Consider the following 21,054-nt stretch of genomic DNA (forward strand, 5'->3'; position numbering starts at 1 on the left):
TCCAAGTGAACAATGTTCGGCCTGCAACTAAAACAGAGTGCATGGTTCATATGAACCATGCACTCTGCTCTCTATAACCATACAAACTGAGTTAATAATACGAAAAAAAGTCCAATGAGTTCATAACGCACTCATTGGACTGTCGTATTACATTGAGCTACTTTTAGTGCTTCGCAGATGCGATGAGTTCTTCATCGCGATCGAGTTGGCTTCCGAGAACTGCTCCGGAGACGGATGCTCCCAGTGACAGAATCACTGCGACGAATGTCATCCACGCGACCTCGACACCTTCCAGACCTTCCCAGTTGACGGGCGTCGCGATTTCCTGTCGCGCCTGTTGCATGGTGTCTTTCATTTCTTCAGCGGCAGTGGTGGCTTCGTCAGAGTTATTGGCAGCATCACTATCGGCATTCTCGTCAGGTGACTGACCGCGTGTGACTGTTTCGTCGGAGTTGGCATCACTCTCCTGCTGATTGGTTTGCTGCATAGCCAATCGTGAGCTTTCCAAACTTCCGAATCCGAAGTTCGCACCAGCTGCGGGAACCAGTGGAGCCACGAAGATCATCAAAGCCCATAACACAACACCGTAGATGCTCGGCTCATAAACATCCGATTCGCCGATGGTCAGTTGGGAGATGGTAATCCCACCGACGAAGAGCGAAGCCAGCAATGTGACGGTGACCCAAACTCCCACAAAGACTCCAAGGCTTTCAGCGGAAAGCATCGACGAGAACGAAACTGCCAGTGCGACTCCGAGAGCTGTCAATGCGACGCTCATTGCCATCGCAACGAAGAAACCAGCAGCGACGGCTCCCCATCGAATGCGGCTGCCCAAGTTAGTCAGTTCATTGACGCGGCGAGTCCGTCGAGGTGTGGATGTTTGCGATTCACTGCTGGAATCGCCATTCACAGTTTTCACTTCACGGATTCTTCCATCACGTCGATGAATGGTGACAGAAACCGAATCGTCGTCACAGGAATTGACAGCTGCGGTGACTGCTTCCTTTTGCGTTCGGTGTGTCGAGACTGGCTCTGAAACGCCTTCCCGCTTCACTGCCCAACCATTTTCTTCGTGCGTGACAACATGCAAGTTTTCGTTAGCCATGGGTCAACTCCTTTGGACGCCCGGATTTCCCGAACGGATTAGTTTGCTGTGGCCCCGCGTCAGCGGTTCCGGATTGTGATTCAAAGTGTTCTTTCAAAAGTCGTGCGTTCCGACGATTACAGCGATAGGCAGCGTCGAAGAGGTCTCCAAAGATCGGAATGGCGCCGACGAAAGTATCGATGCCGACATTGCTCAGCATCTTGAAGAGAACCCATTTCGATGCTCCGAGCTTCGCTGCTTCGACGACGAGATATCCCGAGATGGCCGCTGAAGTCAGGTCGCCGATTCCAGGCACGAGCCCGATGATGCTGTCCCACCCAACTCGAAATCGAGTTCCGGGAACGGTCATTGAGTTGTCCAACAGATCGGCGATTTGAGAGATCCGTTGAAGCCTGGCTTCACGATTCTTGATCGGATCTTGTGACGATGACGGTGCGGCCATGAGAACCTCGCTATTGTTCAACGCATCACCATGACAGGGCGCACGTCAAACAAGCTGATTCTCTTCAAGCTGTTTACGGCGGAGAGTCCTCGATTTCCGAGACAGCTAAGACGTTCGGAAACCGCCCTGTGGAGTGCGCTGGGAACAATGGACTATCGTGTCAGGATGACGTAAAGGGCGTGGATGATTCCGGGGATGTACCCAAGAATGGTCAACAGAACGTTAATGACAAATGGCAACCCCAAGCCCACTTCAAGAAAGACTCCCACAGGTGGAAGCAGGATCGCCAGAATGATTTTCAGAATGTCGCTAGGTTCTGCAGTTGCAACTGCCATGATTGTGTCTCCTCACTAAAAGTTGAGAAATAACGGTTGCAACAGCTCAAATGCAGATTTGATACCGAAACGCAAAAGATGCGAATTTCGTCGTTTCTGACTCGAAAACCTAAGGTTTGGCACAAGATCATGGTTGATCAATGTCCAAGCTGACAGATCGGTGATCATCGAGAATTCAAAGACTTGCCAAGTCACACCGACGACTCAAGCGGATCTCGATGTAGAGTTACTCGATCAATCCAAACTCAGGTTGTGGTCACCAGAGTTCATCACGATTCCCGCGAAGCGAGTTCTTCCCAGCGGGCGTAGAGAGTTTCGAGTTGAGTGCCGAGTTCTTCGAGTCGGGCGGACTCTTCGGCGATGACGTTGCGGTCTTGTTTGAAGAAGGACGGATCACTCATCGCAGCTTGAAGCTCGGCTTGCTGCGTTTCCATTTCTTCGATCTTCACAGGCAACGATTCCAGTTCCTGTTTCTCTTTGTACGAAAGCTTGCTGCGTTGGACAGTGCCGCGAGCGGGTTGATTGCTCTTCTCGCTCGGCTTCACAGCTGTCATTGCAGTGACATCGTCTTGAGCGTTTTTCTGCCTCAGGTAGTCATCATACCCGCCGTCATATTCGCGGACAGTTCCATCGCCCTCGAGAACGATTGTGCTGGTGACCACGTTGTTCAGGAACGCACGATCGTGGCTCACGAGGAGAATCGTTCCGGGATAATTCATCAGCAACTCTTCGAGAAGTTCGAGCGTTTCTTCGTCGAGATCGTTCGTCGGTTCGTCGAGAACCATCAAGTTGGATGGCCGCTTGAAAACGCGTGCCAGCAACAAGCGATTGCGTTCTCCCCCGGAGAGGAAACGTGCTGGACGCCGGGCACGCTCCGGAGTGAAGAGAAAGTCCTGCAGATAGCCGTAGATGTGCCGCTGCTTTCCATTGATGACGAGTTGTTCCTGCCCCTCGCCGACGTTTTCCGCCACGGTCTTTTCGTCGTCGATCTGTTCTCGTAGCTGATCAAAGTAGACGATCTGAAGATTGGTCCCCAGGCGAAGGTCTCCACCGGTCGGCTCCAGTTGCCCGAGCATCAGCTTGAGCAACGTACTCTTCCCTGCCCCGTTCGGCCCGATGATTCCGATCTTGTCTCCCCGCGAGATCGTTGTTGAGAAGTCTTTGACAATCGGTTCAGAAGAAGGATACGCAAACTCAATGTTTTCTGCTTTCATGACCAGATGACCGGAGCGGTCTCCCTGACTCGCTTCCATGCGAACATTGCCGACGCGGTTTCTTCTCTGCTTGCGTTCCTCACGCATCTTCTCTAAAGCTCGTACACGACCTTCATTGCGTGTGCGACGGGCTTTGATTCCCTGTCGAATCCAGACTTCTTCTTCAGCGAGCTTCCGATCGAACGCAGCTTGCTGCTGTTCCTCAGCGTGAAGCTGTTGCTCTTTGCGTTTCAAAAATGTCTGATAGTCGCAGGTCCAGTCAAACAGATGCCCCCGGTCGACTTCGAGAATTCGATTGGCCAGAGACTGCAGAAAGACGCGGTCGTGCGTCACGAAGAGAATCGTGCCGGCATACCCTTTCAGAAAGTTTTCCAGCCAGGTGATCGACTTGATATCGAGATGGTTGGTCGGTTCGTCGAGCAATAGGATATCTGGTTCCTGAAGCAGCGACTGCCCGAGGAGTGTTCGTCGTTTTTTCCCAGAGGAGAGTTCCGAGAAGCTGTCGTCGCCGTTCAAATCAACTTGTGAGAGAACTCGTTTGAGATCCTGATCGAGCTCCCAGCTCTCTTTCTCGACGTTGGCGCCTTTGCGAATGACTTCTGCCACCGTCTGATCGGTGCCTGCAGGCACGTCCTGCACCAGCCGGCCAATTCGAACCCCGTCGGCGAGGTTTCTGATTCCGTCATCGGGGGCGATTTCCCCAGCGATGATCTTCATCAGCGTCGACTTGCCTGCTCCGTTCCGCCCGAGCAGACCGATTCGCTCACCTCGTTCAATTTCCAGATTGATCTCATCGAGCAGCGGTGCTCCCGACCAGGTGAACGACAGATTTCTCAGGCTCAACAGCGACATCATTGACTCCGCGATTCATTGACCGGGTAGAGAGCAAGTTGCTCTCGTTTGTGCACTCGCCCGGACTTTTCTTCTTCGCATTTGTCCGGTGTGCTCGTGCGAATTTTGTCGAGACATTCTCGAAGAATGATCTCACAGCCCGGGGCGGAGTCTATCGTGTTCAGGTTGCTGAGCAAGGAGACCGAACTCCGATTGACGACTCATGAGTTGGGATTGATGAATCGAAATAGAACAGCCCGGAAGCATCAGCAACGCTCACATCAGGGAATCGCTGCCTGCCGATGTGTTGCCTTTCAAGTCGAAAAGAGGTTTGTTGGATTTCCAGCGAATAGATAGAGTCTGTGAACGCTCCCTCACGATGAGAACAGATTTCGAGAGCTGGTTGCTCTTGCCGGTGCACTCGCCTGGACTGTTTGACATGGTTTTCGACGCAGTTGCTCGTGCAAACTCGCGATGACCATTTCGAAAAAAGCGATAAAGGAAAGATGTCCGAATGGCTGAACAGTACATCACGGTTCCTCCAGAAACCGACAAGATGCCCCCCGGGATTCCCTACATCGTCGGCAATGAGGCAGCGGAGCGATTCAGCTATTACGGAATGCGGGCCATTCTCGTCGTGTTTCTCGTGCAGTATCTGCATCTCATGTCGGATCAGATCCTCCCGTCGATGAGTAACGCCGAAGCAACGGCTCGATATCACACCTTCTCGACCGCCGTTTACTTTGCCCCAATCTTTGGAGCATTGCTGTCCGACTTTCTGACAGGCAAATATCCACTCATCATCTGGGTCTCGGTCATCTACTGCCTGGGGCACCTTTCCCTGGCATTCATTGGCAGCCCCGGACTGCCTCCCACAGCCTATTTGTATTTGGGTTTAGCCCTGATCGCCATTGGTTCGGGGGGGATCAAACCGTGTGTGTCGGCACACGTGGGTGATCAGTTCGGAAAGAAGAATCAGCACCTGATGTCGAAGGTGTATCAGTGGTTCTACTTTTCGATCAATCTCGGCTCGACCGTGTCGACAATTCTGACTCCCTGGCTCTTGCAATGGTACGGACCACACGTGGCGTTTGGAGTTCCCGGAGTTCTCATGGGAATTGCGACGCTGATGTTCTGGCTGGGACGTCACAAGTTCGTGCATATCCCACCTGCCAAAGCTGAACTCTTTGAAGACCTGATCAGCCGAGGTGGCTGGGTAACTTTGATTAAAATTTCTGCCGTCTTTATCTTCGCCAGCATCTTCTGGGCACTGTTCGATCAGACGAGTTCGTCATGGGTCCTCCAGGCGGAGAACATGAACCGAAATATCCTCGGATACACGATTCTGACTTCGCAAATTCAAGTGGTGAATCCGATTCTTGTGATGATGTTGATCCCGCTGTTTCAATTTGTCATTTACCCGGCGATTGACAAAGTCTTTCCGCTGTCACACCTGCGCAAGTTCTCGATCGGCCTGTTTGTGACCGTGAGTGCATTTGCTGTCTCTGCATTGATCGAACAGTGGATCGTCAGCGGAGGCTATCCGTCGATCCTCTGGCAAGTTCTCGCCTATGTGCTGATTACCTCGGGTGAGATCATGGTCTCCATCACGGGACTTGAGTTCTCCTACGCACAAGCCCCGAAATCGATGAAGTCGATCGTGATGGCTGTCTGGCTGTTCTTTATTGCATTCGGAAACTTCGTCACCGCGTACTTGAATCACTTCATTCAAGTTCCTTCCATCAACATGGTCATTGCAGAATCGAAAGAGTTTGAACACGAGGGCAGCCAGAAAGTCATCCATGACATCTGGAAAACCCGCAGCGAGCCCATTCCGACGGATGCTGTCGAAGTTCCGAAACGAACCGAACGAGTTTTACGCGTCGCTGGAGAAGATCAGGAGTTCGATACCGAAGATGACATCCTGTTGTTCTTCGGGGAGTACGAGAGTTTTCTCGGAATTCAAACGTCCGAAGATGCTTCACTCAAAGCGGCAAAGGACGTGATCGATCAGTCATTCACTGAGAATGGAGAAACGCTCCCGGTGACCGAAGCTGGGCAGAAACTCATCTCCGGAATGACAGATATTCACGGTGAGCAACTCGCCTACAAACAACTGACTCGAAACCGATATCAAATTTCGTCCGCCGGGTACGATCAGAAATTCCAAACCCCATGGGATGTGACACTCGACGCGGTGGTCTCGCGGGCATCGAACAACCCCGAAGCAGATTCAGAAGCCAAGGCGGATCAAGACGAATCGTACACTTGGATTGAACGTCGACTCATCGAACTCAAAGGTGAAGAAGGTCGCAAGGAAGTCGAAGCAGCACGCGGAAACATCAAGGAAACCGAAATCTCCTCCACCATCACTGTCGGTGGGGCTGTCACCCTTGAAGGTCCCGCGTACTATTGGTTCTGGACCGGTTTGATGTTCGCGACTGCAGTCGTCTTCGTGCCGGTTGCTTACTTGTACAAAGCAACTGAATATGTCGAAGACGAAGATGCTTCCGATCTGTCTGCTGAAGCACTGGAAGAAGGTTCTGCCCAGTAGTCAGGAAGACACAACGTTGATCGCGAGAGGAGTAACAGCGTCTCGCGATCAACGATTTTGTGATGATCTCGAGAGAGAAGTTCAATGATCACCGAACGACTTTCGCTCAACCGTTGCGGGATGCCCCGGCTCCGGTCGCTTCTCAACCGCACACGTCTTCTACACTTCGCCTGCTGCTTGATCGCTGTCATGCTAGCTTCGACGAGTCATCGCCTCTTCGCTGAAGAGATCACTGCGTCTCAGAAAAACGAGAATTCCTCAAGCGAAACTCCTTCCATCAGTGACGAAACAGTCCCCGGATTGAATAACGTCGAGGATGACACCTGGCTCAACTCCGACGACAACATTCCCTACTACGCACTCCTCCAAAAAGTGGCCGAAACGTCGCCCTCAGAACTCAGAACCGAAGCGAATGAGTTTCTCAAAGCACGGCAGGCAGAGTCCAAACTGCCAACTTTCATTGACATGATTCGGAACCCGGCCGCATTTCGCGGTCAGCCCGTCACACTTGAGGGACACATTCTGCAGGTGATCGATTTCCCGGCAGAAGAGAACGATTACGGCATTGAACGTCTCTACGAAGCTGCGCTCTTCACGGATGATTCGTTATCACACCCAACGACGGTCGTCTTTCTTGAGAAGCCTGAAAACCTCCCAATAGGGAGCCAACTCGTCGAAGATGTCGCTGTCAGCGGATACTTTCTGAAGACCTACTGGTACAACTCCAACGACGATCATACCCGCAAAGCTCCACTCATCCTGGCGAAGACAATTTCGGTTCGCGAGCGTACTCCCTCCGCCGCCTCGGAAAGTTGGGGGACGATGATCGCAATCTCTGTCCTCGCAGCGATCGGCATTCTCAGCATCGTTGTCTTCCGGTCGCAACTGAAGGATCAACGCCGTCTGCGTTCGGCTCAGCGAAACCGGATCGACAACGAATCGATCACGTTTCCCGATCAAGATTCCTGAAGCCTCCTGCGAGAATTCTCAGTCTTCAAACGCAAACTCGCCCTGTTTGGCAATCTTGTCGATCGTTTTTCGACCAGTTGGCGTTTCGTTCTGTCGCATCTGTTCCGGCAGAGCTTCCGGATTCCCGGGGTGACCGATTGCGATCATGCAGTGCGTCTCAAACCCATCGGGAATCTCCAGCGCGATCTTAGCCTTGCCGCGATCGTAGCCAGCCATTGGATGTGCAACGATGCCCAGTTGGGCCGCTTGCAGCAGGAGATTCTGAGTGGCCAGCCCAGCGTCGAATTCATGCACCGGATTCGGTTTTCCGTTGCGACTGAACGTTGTTCGACTCGCGACGACAACCAACACCCCCGCTTTGTCGCACCACGACTGATTCGCTTCCGCGAGAAGGCCGAAGAATGTTTCCCAGCTGGGAGATTCCCGATGCGAATAGAGGAATCGCCATTCCTGCTCGTTATACGTCGAAGGAGCCCAGCGGGCCGCTTCAAACAGCTGATCCATGATCGAAGCCTCAACTCCTTCTCCATTCATCGCTCGAGGAGACCAGCGTTTGAGAAAAAGTTCTTCGATGGGATGATCGGATTGACGAACGTCGAGTGGATTCGGGAGTTTGGACATTCTGCTCTCTCAAACTGCGGAGACCGGTTTTCGAAAATACTTGATCTTCAATGGAAGACTGATGACAATCCTGCTGAGCATCAATTGTTCCAGTTTCTCAGACAGATTCCTCTTCGACTGTCGATACTACGACTCTGCTTGTACTCTGACAATCGACGCCCGTAACCGATTCGCCCACACTTCACAGCCATTTTGCCACCTCAACACTTGAAAAAACCGTGACGATTTCCACCTCTCACAACTCTTCCGCAATCGATGATCACGCTTCCGAAGCGGCGGTTGTCAATATCGCTGCCTATCGTTTTGTTACTCTCGACGATCTGGAACGTCGTCGCGCGGAATTGAAACAACTGTGTGAACGGGAATCGCTCAAGGGAACGATCCTGTTGACTCCTGAAGGAATCAATCTTTTCATCGCTGGAAGCCGCGCAGGGATTGATCACCTGCTCAATTTTTTGAAGGGCCAACCAGAGTTCGCCGACCTTGAGGTGAAAGAAAGTTTGAGCGAGGATCAGCCGTTTGAGCGGATGCTCGTGAAAATCAAAGAAGAGATCATCGCTTTCGGAGTGGATGGAATCGACCCTCGCAAACGAACATCCGCGAAGCTTCCACCGAAGCAGCTCAAAGAATGGCTCGATGCAGGCAAAGAGGTTCTACTTCTCGATACGCGAAACGACTACGAAGTTCGTGTCGGAACATTCGAGAAGGCTGTCCCCATCGGAGTGAACCATTTTCGCGACTTCCCGACCGCCGTCGAAAACCTGCCCGAAGAGACTCGCGACATCCCGATTGTCATGTTCTGCACCGGCGGCATTCGGTGTGAGAAAGCGGGTCCATTCATGGAACAAGCTGGGTTTCGCGAGATCTACCAGCTTGACGGCGGGATCCTGAAGTACTTCGAAGACTGTGGCGGGGACCACTATCAGGGTGAGTGCTTCGTCTTCGATAAGCGAGTCGCCCTCGATCCGAATCTAAAGGAAACGGACACGACGCAATGCTACGCATGTCTGGCACCGCTGACTCCGGAAGATCAAAAGTCCCCGCAGTATGATCCTCCGCACACCTGCCCGCACTGTTTTGAGTCCCCGGAATCAATTGCCCAGCGACAACGTGATGAACGTATTCTCAAGCTGAAGGAAGTTGTTTCCCCACTTCCCGGAAGTGTGCCGTACGACAACTTCCGCCCGATGAACGTCCCTCAACAGTTCGACGGCCAGACTCTTCTTGAGTTCTTGACCGGGCAGCATCCACACTACGGTGAAGAAGCCTGGATTGAGACCTGCAACGCCGGGCGAATTCGCTATCGTGGTCGCCCCATGGCTACGGACACCATCGTCCGTGCGGGATACCAGTTGGCCCACTTTCAACCAGCGATGACCGAACCTGACGTCAACGCTGACATTGAGATCCTTCATGAAGATGAAGACATCGTCGTCGTCCACAAACCTGCTCCGCTTCCCATTCATCCGTCCGGTCGATTCCATCGCAACACACTCGAGTGGATTCTGAATGAAGCATTCCACCCATTGAAGCTTCGCCCAGCTCATCGACTCGACGCCAATACAACCGGTGTTGTGGTCTTTGGGAAGACGCGATCTGTCTCGCGGGAGCTTCAACCACAATTCGAAGAAGGCACTGTCAAAAAAACGTATCTTGCGAGAGTCCTTCGCCCTGCTGAAGACTGGCAACAATTGACCTGCGAAGCAGCGATCAGTCGGGAAACGACGGAATGCGGCGGTCGTGAAATTGATGAAGAAAACGGCCTTCGAGCTGTCACGCACCTCACCCGCCTCGCGGACTTCGAAGATGGAACAACGCTCCTCGAGGTCGTTCCCGAAACAGGTCGAACGAATCAGATTCGTGTTCACCTGTGGCACCTCGGTTGTCCAATCATGGGAGACCCTCTGTATCTCCCCAACTCTAAACTGGGCTCAACACAGACCATTCCGGTTGGAGACCAGATGTGCTTACATGCTTCTGAACTTGCGTTCACGCATCCCACGTTGAAAGCCCCTGTCTCTTTCGTGGCACCCCGTCCGGAATGGGCCGAACCGGCGTTTACCTTCTGAATCAGTGGTAAAAACCGAGTCGAAATCGGCGATCGGTCGACGAAAACGATCTCAGCAACGGCTCAATGCTGCCTTCTTGGCGACTTTCATGCTGCGCGCACGATGTCGCGTCCATGTCGCGTTTCCACATCAGAATGTCATTTTTTTTGTTGCCTCGATGCAACCTGTGATCTAGGTTTGCGCACCCTCAATTCAACATTAGCTCCCGGCTTCGGACGTTTCGCATCCTTGCAGCTCTGCGTACATATTTCGGTGTACTGTAGCTCCCCCCCTGCATCGGCTGCCGAAGGTCAAAAGTAAGAGACACTTTGTCTTCCGAGATGAGTGCCTCCATCCCCAAAGTCCGGTTGAGATGCCGATCCCAACTTCCCAACTGAAGCGTTCCGCCGAATGACAGGGTCTCCTCACAGACCTCTGTTTCACCGTTCGTCACTCCGCTCAGAGTCGACGTAACGATGAGTCGGCCGGCGTGGAAACGTGGTCATCGGCTTTGAATCAAATGGAATAAAGAGAGAAAGTTCCCGATGAGTGGCAGAGGCTCGTTACTCGTAGTCGATGATGATCGATCAATTTGCGAAGCTATGGCTGACTACCTGCGGAGTCTCGGTCACCGGACAGAGACTGCGCTGACCTGCCGCTCCGCGCTCGATCGCATCAAGGAATTTAATTTTCACGCCGTTGTTTGCGACGTCAACCTCCCCGACCAGGATGGATTCCATCTGCTCGAATGGGTTGTCGCGAATAAACCGGAAACGTCGGTGATTCTCCTCACTGGCTACGGGACAATCGAAAGCGCAGTGGAAGCCATCCGCATCGGCGCCTTCGACTATCTCACCAAACCGGTCATCGACGACGAGCTAAACTTCTCAATTCAAAGAGCACTCGGCCAACGAGAAATCGTCGAAGAAAACAAAAAGCTGAAAGAACAGCTGCAGGTCAAATTCGGGCCAGCCAACATCATTGGTCACGACTACAAGATGGCCAAGATGTTCGATCTCATTGAAAGCGTCGCTGACACACGCACAACCGTTTTGATTCTCGGTGAGAACGGAACCGGGAAGACAATGACAGCCCGGGCGATCCACCAGCTCAGTGCCCGTCGTGATCAACCATTCGTCGAGGTCGCCTGCGGTGCGCTTCCCGATTCTCTCCTCGAAAGCGAACTCTTCGGCCACGTTCAAGGCGCATTCACCGGTGCCAGCCACGACAAAGAAGGAAAGTTCCTTCAGGCGGATGGCGGAACGCTCTTCCTCGACGAAATCGGAACCGCTTCTCCCAGCTTACAGGTGAAATTACTGCGAGTTCTTCAGGACCGGGAATTCGAAGCTGTGGGCGGAACGAAAACACATAAAGTCGACGTTCGTCTCATTCTGGCCACCAACGAAAACCTCGAAGAACGTGTCCGCACGGGAGAGTTCCGCCAGGATCTCTACTACCGAATCAACGTCATCTCCGTAACGCAGCCTCCGCTCCGCGAGCGAATCGGCGATATCCCGCTGCTGGTCGATCACTACGTCAAAGAGTTCAACACGCAAACCAACAAAGCGATCAAGGGGATCGAGGAATCGGCCGTTCAGCTTTTACAAAGATACCAGTGGCCGGGAAATGTGCGTGAACTCGTCAACGTTGTCGAGCGGGCAATCGTTCTCGCCAAGTCAGACACGATCACAGTCGCTGACCTGCCTGAACATCTTCGTCAGGGACATTTCGAAGTCCAGCAGGGGGCCAATCGCCTCGCTGGCAGCAACGATCTGAAGTCTGCTCTGGCTAATCCTGAACGCCAAATCATCATCGAAGCGCTCGAGCAGAATGGTTGGAACCGACAGGAAACCGCCAAACTGCTCGGAATCAACCGCACCACGCTTTATAAGAAGATGAAGAAGTACAAAATCACTTACGAAGATCACGCACAGATCCTCTCGTAATTCTTCCGGGCTCAATCGTCCGAGACTTCCGTAAACAGTCACAGCCCGAATCGCTTCCTCCCCAGAGGGATAAAACGACCGGGCTGGAGTGGACAGCTTCTTCAAAGAAACTTCCCGAGCACTGCCGCGACTAATGGGGTATCCCTTCGCGGCTGTCAATCAGGAGGAGATACTTGACAGTTTGCGTTCACACGACGGCGGAAAGAATGTGTGAACGATGAGTCTCAGTACTCGGGAAGTAGAGGAAGAGAACGTTCATTCAACGCATCACAACTCAATCGCGAGTCGATCGTTTCGACTGAGATGAGTTGTCGTCAGGACGCGAGATGCGTCACTGGAATCAGGAGTCTTCGCCGCTGACCTTGGTCACAAAGACGGTGTCGACTGCACTCAGTCCACCGAAGTACCGGGCTTTGACACGCAAGACGACGTCGCGATCGAACGCCGCAGCACTGTCGCTTCGCTGGAGGAACGTCTGCACTGGCCAGATTTCCGTCCAGACGAACTGCCGTCGGAAGTCTCCGAGGTACCAGTCGCTTCGCGCGCTTCCTCCCTGTTCGTCGATGAACGGAGAGCTGAGCACTTCGAGCATGTTGTGCACAGGGTTCGCAACTTTCGTTTCTCCATCAGTGGTCGCCATCTGAATCTCGGTCGACTGAACGATGCTCCTCGCGGTTCCACGCAGAGCTTCCGGAACGAGAATCTGACGAGCCGGCGCCAGAATTGGTCGCTGATCGCCATCAATTCGATCATCCCGAACTTCAGTCGCTCGATAGTTCAGGACTTCTTCGATATCCGTCCAGTCCACAAGTGGAATCGCGTAGGCGAAGTCGGTCGAAGTCGTATTGTCCGATCCGATCAGATTCCGATTCGAACCATCCGCCTGATACAACGCTTGCCCAGTTCCAGAGGGACGGAAGACAAACTTCCCGCTCGCAGCATCCGCATCGGTCACGGCCCGTACGATGGTTCTCTCCCGCTCCTGACGCAGGTAGTAGCCAAGAGCCATCGCACGCCGATGAATCTCACCGGTCTGGTCGAAGGAGATCAGTTCCTCGTTGATGCTGAGGATTCGCCCCTGTTTCGACTCCTGAGATGTGACGAACTTTTCTTCGAAGGTCGATTCCTCGTACGGATGGCCTTCTGAGACTTCCGTCGGTCCAGCGAGTGCACGAAAGCCCGCAATCCGCGAGTTTCGAACACCGCTCTGCACGACGGTGACGAGTTTGTCCCCAATGAAACCGGCGTCGTCTTCGTAGCCTTCGATCACTTTGCGACCGATCAACTCGCCTGTGACAACACGAAACAAGTGGCTGTTCACCCCAGGACTCGATTCCTGCAGCAGTGCCGACACTCCGGACGGAGAAGCCATGGCGTCGTCGAAGATCGGCTGAGACTCAGGAAGAGTGCGAAGCCGCGAGAGGACTCCACATGCATCGGCAAGTTCGCTGTAGGAAAAGTCATCCGGAGTCAACTTCTTCTCATTCAGAAGATCGACGACTTTGTGATAGAACCCCGAAGCTCCGTGAGATTCGATCAGTGACTTAATGGTCGTTCCGTACATATTAATAAAACCTCAGAAAGTTCGTGCGAATGGAAATTCATCGCGGATGACTAACGGAAAGCCGCCCGAGCTTGCCCCACACCATTGGAAACCGAGAAGCGCATCAGAATGCTGCCCGGCTCCGCTCTGCTCACTGACGTCAGTGTGCAGCGAGAGAACGCTTTTTCTTGCTCTAGCCGACCGCAGCTTGCGAGTTGGAGCTTGATGTTGAGAATGCCGAGGCGAAGGTGACTCGCAAGGTGGCCACGGTCCCCGCTGTGAATTCAGCCGACCGCGCGATGGCGTTGGTAGCCAGACACGTTTCGAGTTGCTTGTTCATCAATGTCGACAGGTTTTCATCGGGACCGAGAGGCTGCCCGAATTCATAAGCGGCCGGGCTGACATCCATTTCGTAAACGCTTTGAGTTCCCACATCGACGGAAACAGGCAGTGTCTCGCCAACTCCCGATGCCTGATGAGCAATTCCGACAAACTCGGACGCAAAACTGCCCTGAGTTGTTGCGAGATCGGTATCCCAGGCAAACTCCGAAGCAGGTCGAGCCACATTACCGTCAAGCCACAGCAGATCTCCCGGCGTCACCTGAGAATTCGCATCGACGCGAAGTTTCCTCAATTGAACCTGTCCAGATCGAAAGCGAAGTTTGTTCATGCGAATTCTCCAGCGAAGAATGAAACGGAGTCGTAAAGTGGATAACGAAGAGCACCAAGCGACACGGGCGCTCGCGCGAGTCGAAGCTGCGAAAACGAAGTCAGACAGGTCGGTTGAGCACTCGAAGAAGAACAACCAGCTCAGAAACTACTTTCTGAACACACGCAGAAATTGTTCTTCGGTGTTCAGCGAGTCGCTCTCTCTTGAAGGACGCGACTCACTCAGAGGATGCACCGGTCGATGTGAATGAGGCCGAACAAGAGACAATCGATCGTGAACCATCGCCGACCGTGTCTTAGCATCGGGAGCTTGTTCGAGTTGGCGAATAAAGAAGTCGCTGACGGCCTGCGGAGGAATGTTCGACTCCGCCAGAAGAGAGTGAATTTCGGTCTGCCGCTGCAACGTTTGAAGTTGCTCTTCGAGTTCCTGATTCCGTTGTTTCAGAAGCTCGTTCTTCAGAGTGAGATCGGCGACACTCTCCGAACTCGTGTCAGGGTCTCCCCCATCAGCGAAGAGACCGGTTCCCGCCACCTGCTCCACAGATTCCCGGAAAGTCGATGTTGTCGCAGGATTGATTACGACGTCGACCGAGAGGACGTCGTTGATTTCCTCCACCGAAGAACCGTCCGATGACTTCCGCGCCGAGACGACGTGCGACATCCCCACTCCCGGAGTTTCGATGTCCAGCAACTTCAGAAAAGTCTTTCCCGACTCCGTATCCAGCACGCGGATGTCTCCGCGAATTCCCCCATCGACATAGCGAGGGTTGGAAATGCTCCCGACGAGATCGCGAGTGCTTCGCTCAAACGGGCGCAGTCGATCACGGGCGTGGTCCAAAAAGACTGGTTTGTCGTGATACAATTGGACGGCGGCGATCAGTGCATTTTCATCGTAGTCGTAGCCGTTTTTTGAGGTTTTCCCCGTCAGGGCCACATTTTTCACGAGGCGTTGTTCGAGATCGACGGAAAGGTCCTGATTCCAGTCGGGGCACTGTTCTGTGAGAGTGGTGAGCCTCATGACACCTTCCGGTTTGGAGAAAGAATTGTGTTTCAATCCATCTCCACCCGGTTGCGCAAATTCTCTGTATCAGGAGGAATCGGCCTATTCACTGTCTAAGATGCACGGACTCCAGACTGTCACTGAGGATCATTGTCACGAAGAATTGCCAGACAATCCCCCTTTGTGTAGGGTTTGAACGCTTTGGCAACGGACGCGACGCACATCCAGTCCTCAAGAATATTCGCATTAGAGTTCACTTATGACGGATTCTCCGGAACAGAATACACCTCCTCGTGGCGATGGCAGTGGTTCAGGGAAGGCCACGCAACGCGGCCGGAGCAGTTTTCCCTATTACATGCTCATTTTCCTGTTCCTTCTGCTGATTGCATGGGGCTGGCAGGCCATTAGTGCCTCTCAACGGACGGAAGTCAGCTACTCGTTCTTCCTCAGCCAACTCGATGCCGGAAACGTCAAGTCAGCTTCGGTCAGAGGCTTGAAGGTCGAAGGCCGCTGGAAAAACCTAAAAGATGCTCAGGAAGAGCTGAAGTCCACCTATGAAAAGCTCAACGAAGGGGTCTCTGAAAAGTCGCAACAGCTGAAAGCCCCTGAACTTGCGGATGCATTCTCAACAGATGTACCTCCGCAAGAAAACGATGAACTGCTCCGTCGCATGGAGAAATCGGGCGTCGAATTTGGATCGGAAAATGAAGACTTCACGATCCTGTTGATGCAGTCCCTGATTTACCTTCTTCCATTCGCACTGCTCATGGGATTCCTCTTCTTCGCCATGCGACGGTCGAGCGACCCCATGGGCTCAGGAGGAATGTTCGGCAACTTCGCTAAGAGTCAGGCCAAGCGTTATCGTCCCAGCGAACAGCAAACCACATTCGATGATGTGGCAGGAATGGAACATGCCAAACAGGAACTCCAGGAGGTCGTCGAGTTCCTCAAAGAGCCCGCCAAGTTTCAACGGCTGGGAGCCGAAATTCCCAAAGGTGTGCTGCTGATGGGACCTCCCGGAACCGGAAAAACTCTCGTCGCGCGAGCAGTCGCCGGCGAAGCAGGTGTCCCGTTCTACAGCATCAACGGTTCCGAGTTCATCCAGATGTTTGTCGGAGTCGGAGCCAGTCGCGTTCGAGACATGTTCCGAACCGCGCAAGAAAACGCTCCCTGTATTCTCTTCATCGACGAGATTGACGCTGTCGGACGTATGCGCGGAGCCGGTGTCGGAGGCGGTCACGACGAGCGAGAACAGACACTCAACCAGATTCTCAGCGAGATGGACGGATTCGAATCGTCTGCTGCTGTGATTGTCATTGCGGCAACCAACCGCCCCGACGTCCTCGATCGCGCCCTGCTCCGTCCCGGACGTTTCGATCGACACGTCACGATCGATCGCCCCAGCCGCGATGGCCGCGTCGGAATTCTGAAAGTTCATGCTGCGAAGATCAAATTGGCAGACGATGTCGATCTCCAAGATGTCGCCAACGGGACGATTGGATTCTCAGGTGCCGAACTGAAGAACCTGGTCAACGAAGCTGCCCTGATCGCAGTCCGGGAAGGCAAGAATGCCGTCGATTCCGAAGACTTCGACGCTGCTCGCGATAAGATCACGATGGGTGTCCCACGGGAAGAAAAGATGACCCAGAAAGAGCGTCGCATGACCGCTTATCACGAAGCGGGCCACGCGATTCTGGGATGGCTTTTGCCAGAAGTCGATCCCGTCCACAAGGTCACCATCGTTCCCCGAGGTCGAGCATTGGGGGTTACGCAGTTCATTCCAGAAGAAGAACGCATGCACATGGGCGAGCTTCGCCTCCGGCAAGAACTGGCGGTTTACCTCGGCGGTCGGGCTGCCGAAAAACTCGTCTTCGACGAATACGGTGCTGGGGCGGAGAGCGACCTGAAGCGAGCCTCGGACGTCGCTCGTCGTATGGTGAGCGCATGGGGCATGAGCGACAAGATCGGCCCGGTCGCTTATCGTGATGGAGAAGAGCATCCATTCCTCGGTAAGGAAATGCACGAGCAGCGTAAGTACAGTGACCAGACAGCTTTTCTCATCGATCAGGAAATGCGAGAAATTCTCATTGAAGCTCAGGAGTTCGCCACAAAAACTCTCGTGGAAAACCGAGCAGCCCTCGACGAAATTTCCGAAAAGCTTCTCGATCAGGAAATCGTTTCACGCAACGAGATCGAAAAAATCCTCGGTCCACGAATCGAACGCGAAGACAACGCTGTCAGCAATCCATCCTCCAACGGAGATGGCCAATCGACTGACGAGTGAGCGTCGAAGTCGATCCTATAACAACGCAATCGATTCACGATCGAGTGCTGTTCGATGGGAAAGGGAGTGAACTCCTTTCCATCGGACGATGATCTCAGTGCAATTCCTCAAGCGTGTTTTACTCAGCAGTCTGCGTCACCGCTGGAGTCTCATCCGATTCCTTTGAGGCTGGTGAGTTCTTCAGCAATCGCTTGCTTTCGTTGAGAACGAACTCCGCATCCATAAACGGTTCATAGCTGATGTCGTGCCAGCGGATTCGGCCCTGTTCATCGATGAGAAACGTTCCGTGCAGAGTCTGCTGTTCGAAGTCATCGAAGCAGCGGTAGGCTTTGAAAACTTCCAGTTCCTCATCCGAAACCAGTCGGAACGGGAACTCTTCATCCCCGTAGTTTTCGTGCGACAACAAGAGGTTTTCGACGCTGTCTGAACTGATTGCGAGCAGCGAAATCCCCGCCTCTGAAAATTTCTCTGTCATGGGTGCGAACGCTTGAAGCTGTTCGGCGCAGTGCAGGCATCCGTAGCCCAGATAGAAGATCACGACAACCGGTTTTCCCTGATGGTCACTCAACGAAACCAGCGACTCCTTGTGATCGGGAAGTTTGAATTGCTTGGCATTGGTCGGCGTCCATCGAAACGGACCCAGGCTGGCAAGTTCCGGACGAGATCCGAAGTCTTCCGGGATTTCTCGTTCCACTCTCCAGTCCTCGTCGTAGCCCAGCTCCTTGGCAATCAATGCAAGCGGGCTGTAAATCGGGCCGTTGATCTCGATGTCAGACGAAACCTCTCTCAGCTTCTCGAACGCCTCTTTCGCTTCAGTTTGCTTTCCCGCCTCCCACAAGATTCGCACCTGCCACGCCAGCGGAATTGTCTCACTTTGGTTTGAAGAAACATGTTTGTTGATCGCTTCGATCGCCTTCTCGGTGCGACCTGCTCTCAGTTCAATCCACGCCAGCCAGCCCTTATCGAAGTCCGAAACCTTTGCAAGCTCTTTGTGAGCATCTTCAAAGGCTTCGCAACTCAAGTGCAAACATCCAGCGAGTGTGTGAATCGCCGTGTTCAGACTTCGAATCTGTGAGGCGAATTTTCTCTTCGCAGCATCCGCCGCCTTGGTTTGATCTTTTTCAGATTTCTCTTCCTGCTGAGCTTTCTCAAGAGCCTTTCGCCCAGCTTCGGATTGTTCATTTTCGACTGCCGCGAGTTGCTGCTTGAACGCCGTCAGGATGTCACATCCGCCAAGCACATCGCCTGTTTGAAACTTGGCCATACCGATCAGCACGTTGCGTTTCTGCTGCTCTTCTTCAATCTCTGTTGGCTCGAGGTAGATGCTGTCCTGCAACTCGAGCACCTGATTCCAGAGATGGAACGATTGCAGCGTCTGCATCAATCGCATTCGCCCGTACTTCGCACTGCCCGATTTTTTCAGCGTGTTGTACTTCGGGTGTCGCGGGAGATCGATCATGTTCATGGCCAAAGCGACTGCATCCGTCGACCGACCAACGAAGATTAGATTTCGAATCAACCACTCATTGTTGTGAGCGAAGTTGTGAATCTGATCGGGAAGCAGTTGAGTTCGCATCATGTGAGCATGATCAGTACGAGCAGATGCCTCCTGCTGCCAGACAGCATCATGGTAGCGATGCAGCCGTGAATAAGTGTGCCCTGGCATGTGCCACATATGAGCAATCGCTGGCGCCGATTCGCCACACTTCGCAGCAGAATCCAGAGCCAGCTTTGGCTCTTCATAATCCCACAAGTGAATGACGAAGTGATGGCAGGGATGAAGCGGATTGGCAGCGAGAACTGACTTCAGCAGCGCGTCGACTGCATAGTAGCTGCTGATTGGGATGCCCTTCGTTCGATTCTCGTACAGTGCCAGACCGAGGAAAGCACGGGCTTCGATATCGTCGGGATACCGATGTAAAATCTCTTCGTAGTCTTTGACGAGAGTTTGCCGCCGCTTCTTCTCTTCTTCTTTCTGCTTTTCCTTGTCGGCATCCTCTTTTGCAGCATCATCTTTTTCGGCGTCTTCTTCCGACTCTTCATCCTCAGTCTCTTCCTCTTTTTTCGGGTCGTATTCGAAGAACTTCGCGAGTGCGTCGATATACATCTTTTCACGGTCAGAAGCATTTCCTTTGCGTTCGACAGCTTCCGCAATGAAACCGAGCGCCCGTTTTCGATTGTCGCGGTTCGACATGGCCATCCCCCAATAAGCGATGGCGCAGTCGGGATCAATTGCCGCAGCTTGTCGGAAAGATCGTTCCGATTCGAGGTACCAGAACCCGTGCAGTTGGCCGACTCCCTGATTGATAAATTCCTGCACCTCGGCTGATTTGCAGGTTGCAGGAAAGTCGACGTTTCCTGTTCCGGGAATCAAAACGGCAGCTTGCCGGGGCCCTTCGTCGAAGACCTCTCCATGAAAGGAGTGCCCTTCGAGTACTTTCGCGTCATCAGATTCATCCGCGACTGAGGAGTCTGTTTCCTGGCCGAGGAGACGTTGAGAGCAAACTAGAAGTGCAAGCATCAAGAGCAGGCGAAGTCGCATGGGGCGTGATCCAATGTGGATTGAAAGTGAGGCTGATCACTTCAGGTTCCACGGACCGTCAGCCACTGTCAAGGCTGCCGGGAGAACGTTGTCCCGGCAACCTCACGAGAATGGCATTGATGCGACGCAGAAACTCACGACGTACGGAATCCCGGCGATCACAATCGCTTCAATTGCAGACTGAAGACGACTTCTCTTTATTCACCGACCTGATGAATGAAGTGTCGCCAGCTTTCATACTTCGGCTGATTCAACTGCCGGTTCAAGAGAGGACTTCTCTTCGGTTTGATCGGCTGCTGAAGCAATCGCATTCCAGCTTCCTGCGGAGTCCGCCCACCCTTATCGACATTGCACTTCAAACAAGCACAGACGATATTCTCCCAGGTTTCCGGGCCACCTCGGCTTTTGGGAATGACGTGATCCAGACTCAGCCGCGGAGAGCTGTAGCGGTTGCCACAGTACTGGCAGCGGTGTCCGTCGCGGAGAAAAATGTTGCGTCGATTGAACTTCACAGCATTGCGTGGAACTCGATCGTAGGTGGTCAATCGAATCACGCGTGGCACTTGAATTTCGAAATTGACAGCACGAATCCAGTCTTCGTGCTCTTTCTTTTCGCCAAGCGCGGACTTCAATTCGCTCATCTCACGCCATCCGTCAAAGTTGTAGGTCAGGTACTGACCATCTTCGACGTGAATCACTTCGGCCAGTTCTTTGAACAGCAGGCAGAAAGCTCGTTTGACGGAGATGACTTGAATCGCAGCAAAGTTTCGGTTCAAAGCAAGAACGGCCGCCTGCATCGCTGGCGGGACGCCGACCGACGAGTTCCCTCCGGAGGTGGAAGGAACTCGGGAAGACTGTGCGGGAGAATCGAGTGCCTGGGATACCATGCACGCTCCTTGGCCGTTAGGGGCACTACACACTTTCCGGTGTTCAGAGGCAAACACCGTTAAA

15 protein-coding genes are annotated in these 21,054 nt (G+C 53.2%); 5 read left to right on the top strand and 10 right to left on the bottom strand.

Annotation, left to right across the window (positions count from 1 at the left end; genetic code table 11):
* Positions 1-163: 163 nt before the first annotated feature.
* The 4 genes from AB1L42_RS16110 to AB1L42_RS16125 all read right to left on the bottom strand — a co-directional run bounded on the left by AB1L42_RS16110 (position 164) and on the right by AB1L42_RS16125 (position 3,951).
* Positions 164-1,105, bottom strand: coding sequence for a DUF2188 domain-containing protein (locus tag AB1L42_RS16110; RefSeq protein ID WP_367057942.1), 942 nt, complete (start codon positions 1,103-1,105; stop codon positions 164-166).
* Positions 1,098-1,547 (bottom strand): DUF4112 domain-containing protein, encoded by a 450-nt coding sequence (locus AB1L42_RS16115; protein ID WP_367057946.1) that lies wholly within the window; start codon positions 1,545-1,547, stop codon positions 1,098-1,100. The genes AB1L42_RS16110 and AB1L42_RS16115 overlap by 8 nt, the downstream gene beginning before the upstream one ends.
* A gap of 152 nt (positions 1,548-1,699) precedes the next feature.
* Positions 1,700-1,882 (bottom strand): YqaE/Pmp3 family membrane protein, encoded by a 183-nt coding sequence (locus AB1L42_RS16120; protein WP_367057949.1) that lies wholly within the window; start codon positions 1,880-1,882, stop codon positions 1,700-1,702.
* A gap of 269 nt (positions 1,883-2,151) precedes the next feature.
* The gene (locus tag AB1L42_RS16125; RefSeq protein WP_367057952.1) at positions 2,152-3,951 is read right to left on the bottom strand and encodes an ATP-binding cassette domain-containing protein; all 1,800 of its coding nucleotides are present in this window, start codon (positions 3,949-3,951) and stop codon (positions 2,152-2,154) included.
* Positions 3,952-4,441: 490 nt separating this feature from the next.
* On the opposite strand from AB1L42_RS16125, the gene AB1L42_RS16130 reads away from it, so the two are divergent.
* A complete protein-coding gene (locus AB1L42_RS16130; RefSeq protein WP_367057955.1) occupies positions 4,442-6,481 on the top strand; it encodes a POT family MFS transporter in 2,040 nt (679 codons plus the stop codon).
* 84 nt (positions 6,482-6,565) lie between these two features.
* Positions 6,566-7,450, top strand: coding sequence for a hypothetical protein (locus tag AB1L42_RS16135; protein ID WP_367057958.1), 885 nt, complete (start codon positions 6,566-6,568; stop codon positions 7,448-7,450).
* An 18-nt stretch (positions 7,451-7,468) separates the two neighbouring features.
* On the opposite strand, the gene AB1L42_RS16140 is transcribed toward AB1L42_RS16135, so the two are convergent.
* Positions 7,469-8,071: a nitroreductase family protein gene (locus tag AB1L42_RS16140; RefSeq protein ID WP_367057961.1), complete on the bottom strand. Its 603-nt coding sequence runs from the start codon at positions 8,069-8,071 to the stop codon at positions 7,469-7,471.
* A 218-nt stretch (positions 8,072-8,289) separates the two neighbouring features.
* On the opposite strand from AB1L42_RS16140, the gene AB1L42_RS16145 reads away from it, so the two are divergent.
* Complete coding sequence (locus tag AB1L42_RS16145) at positions 8,290-10,140, top strand: sulfurtransferase (RefSeq protein ID WP_367057964.1); 1,851 nt, start codon at positions 8,290-8,292, stop codon at positions 10,138-10,140.
* Positions 10,141-10,664: 524 nt separating this feature from the next.
* Positions 10,665-12,065, top strand: coding sequence for a sigma-54 dependent transcriptional regulator (locus AB1L42_RS16150; RefSeq protein WP_367057967.1), 1,401 nt, complete (start codon positions 10,665-10,667; stop codon positions 12,063-12,065).
* 340 nt (positions 12,066-12,405) lie between these two features.
* Here AB1L42_RS16150 and AB1L42_RS16155 read toward each other — a convergent pair whose 3' ends face one another.
* From AB1L42_RS16155 to AB1L42_RS16165, 3 genes are all read right to left on the bottom strand, one after another.
* Positions 12,406-13,629, bottom strand: a complete 1,224-nt coding sequence (locus AB1L42_RS16155; protein ID WP_367057970.1) for a hypothetical protein — start codon at positions 13,627-13,629, stop codon at positions 12,406-12,408.
* A gap of 172 nt (positions 13,630-13,801) precedes the next feature.
* Complete coding sequence (locus AB1L42_RS16160; protein ID WP_367057973.1) at positions 13,802-14,278, bottom strand: hypothetical protein; 477 nt, start codon at positions 14,276-14,278, stop codon at positions 13,802-13,804.
* Between the two features lie 147 nt (positions 14,279-14,425).
* Positions 14,426-15,331, bottom strand: coding sequence for a hypothetical protein (locus tag AB1L42_RS16165; RefSeq protein WP_367057976.1), 906 nt, complete (start codon positions 15,329-15,331; stop codon positions 14,426-14,428).
* 205 nt (positions 15,332-15,536) lie between these two features.
* On the opposite strand from AB1L42_RS16165, the gene ftsH reads away from it, so the two are divergent.
* The gene (ftsH, locus tag AB1L42_RS16170) at positions 15,537-17,561 is read left to right on the top strand and encodes an ATP-dependent zinc metalloprotease FtsH (protein WP_367057979.1); all 2,025 of its coding nucleotides are present in this window, start codon (positions 15,537-15,539) and stop codon (positions 17,559-17,561) included.
* Positions 17,562-17,679: 118 nt separating this feature from the next.
* Here ftsH and AB1L42_RS16175 read toward each other — a convergent pair whose 3' ends face one another.
* A complete protein-coding gene (locus AB1L42_RS16175) occupies positions 17,680-20,103 on the bottom strand; it encodes a peroxiredoxin family protein (RefSeq protein ID WP_367057982.1) in 2,424 nt (807 codons plus the stop codon).
* 197 nt (positions 20,104-20,300) lie between these two features.
* A complete protein-coding gene (locus tag AB1L42_RS16180; RefSeq protein WP_367057989.1) occupies positions 20,301-20,990 on the bottom strand; it encodes an HNH endonuclease in 690 nt (229 codons plus the stop codon).
* Positions 20,991-21,054 lie beyond the last annotated feature (64 nt).

The organism is Thalassoglobus sp. JC818 (assembly GCF_040717535.1).
GTDB lineage: Bacteria > Planctomycetota > Planctomycetia > Planctomycetales > Planctomycetaceae > Thalassoglobus.

Coding starts and splice junctions, on each gene's coding strand:
- AB1L42_RS16110 (WP_367057942.1), bottom strand. CDS start 1,105: ATGGCTAACGAAAACTTGCATGTTGTCACGCACGAAGAAAATGGTTGG.
- AB1L42_RS16175 (WP_367057982.1), bottom strand. CDS start 20,103: ATGCGACTTCGCCTGCTCTTGATGCTTGCACTTCTAGTTTGCTCTCAA.
- AB1L42_RS16140 (WP_367057961.1), bottom strand. CDS start 8,071: ATGTCCAAACTCCCGAATCCACTCGACGTTCGTCAATCCGATCATCCC.
- ftsH (WP_367057979.1), top strand. CDS start 15,537: ATGACGGATTCTCCGGAACAGAATACACCTCCTCGTGGCGATGGCAGT.
- AB1L42_RS16125 (WP_367057952.1), bottom strand. CDS start 3,951: ATGATGTCGCTGTTGAGCCTGAGAAATCTGTCGTTCACCTGGTCGGGA.
- AB1L42_RS16180 (WP_367057989.1), bottom strand. CDS start 20,990: ATGGTATCCCAGGCACTCGATTCTCCCGCACAGTCTTCCCGAGTTCCT.
- AB1L42_RS16155 (WP_367057970.1), bottom strand. CDS start 13,629: ATGTACGGAACGACCATTAAGTCACTGATCGAATCTCACGGAGCTTCG.
- AB1L42_RS16135 (WP_367057958.1), top strand. CDS start 6,566: ATGATCACCGAACGACTTTCGCTCAACCGTTGCGGGATGCCCCGGCTC.
- AB1L42_RS16130 (WP_367057955.1), top strand. CDS start 4,442: ATGGCTGAACAGTACATCACGGTTCCTCCAGAAACCGACAAGATGCCC.
- AB1L42_RS16160 (WP_367057973.1), bottom strand. CDS start 14,278: ATGAACAAACTTCGCTTTCGATCTGGACAGGTTCAATTGAGGAAACTT.
- AB1L42_RS16150 (WP_367057967.1), top strand. CDS start 10,665: ATGAGTGGCAGAGGCTCGTTACTCGTAGTCGATGATGATCGATCAATT.
- AB1L42_RS16120 (WP_367057949.1), bottom strand. CDS start 1,882: ATGGCAGTTGCAACTGCAGAACCTAGCGACATTCTGAAAATCATTCTG.
- AB1L42_RS16115 (WP_367057946.1), bottom strand. CDS start 1,547: ATGGCCGCACCGTCATCGTCACAAGATCCGATCAAGAATCGTGAAGCC.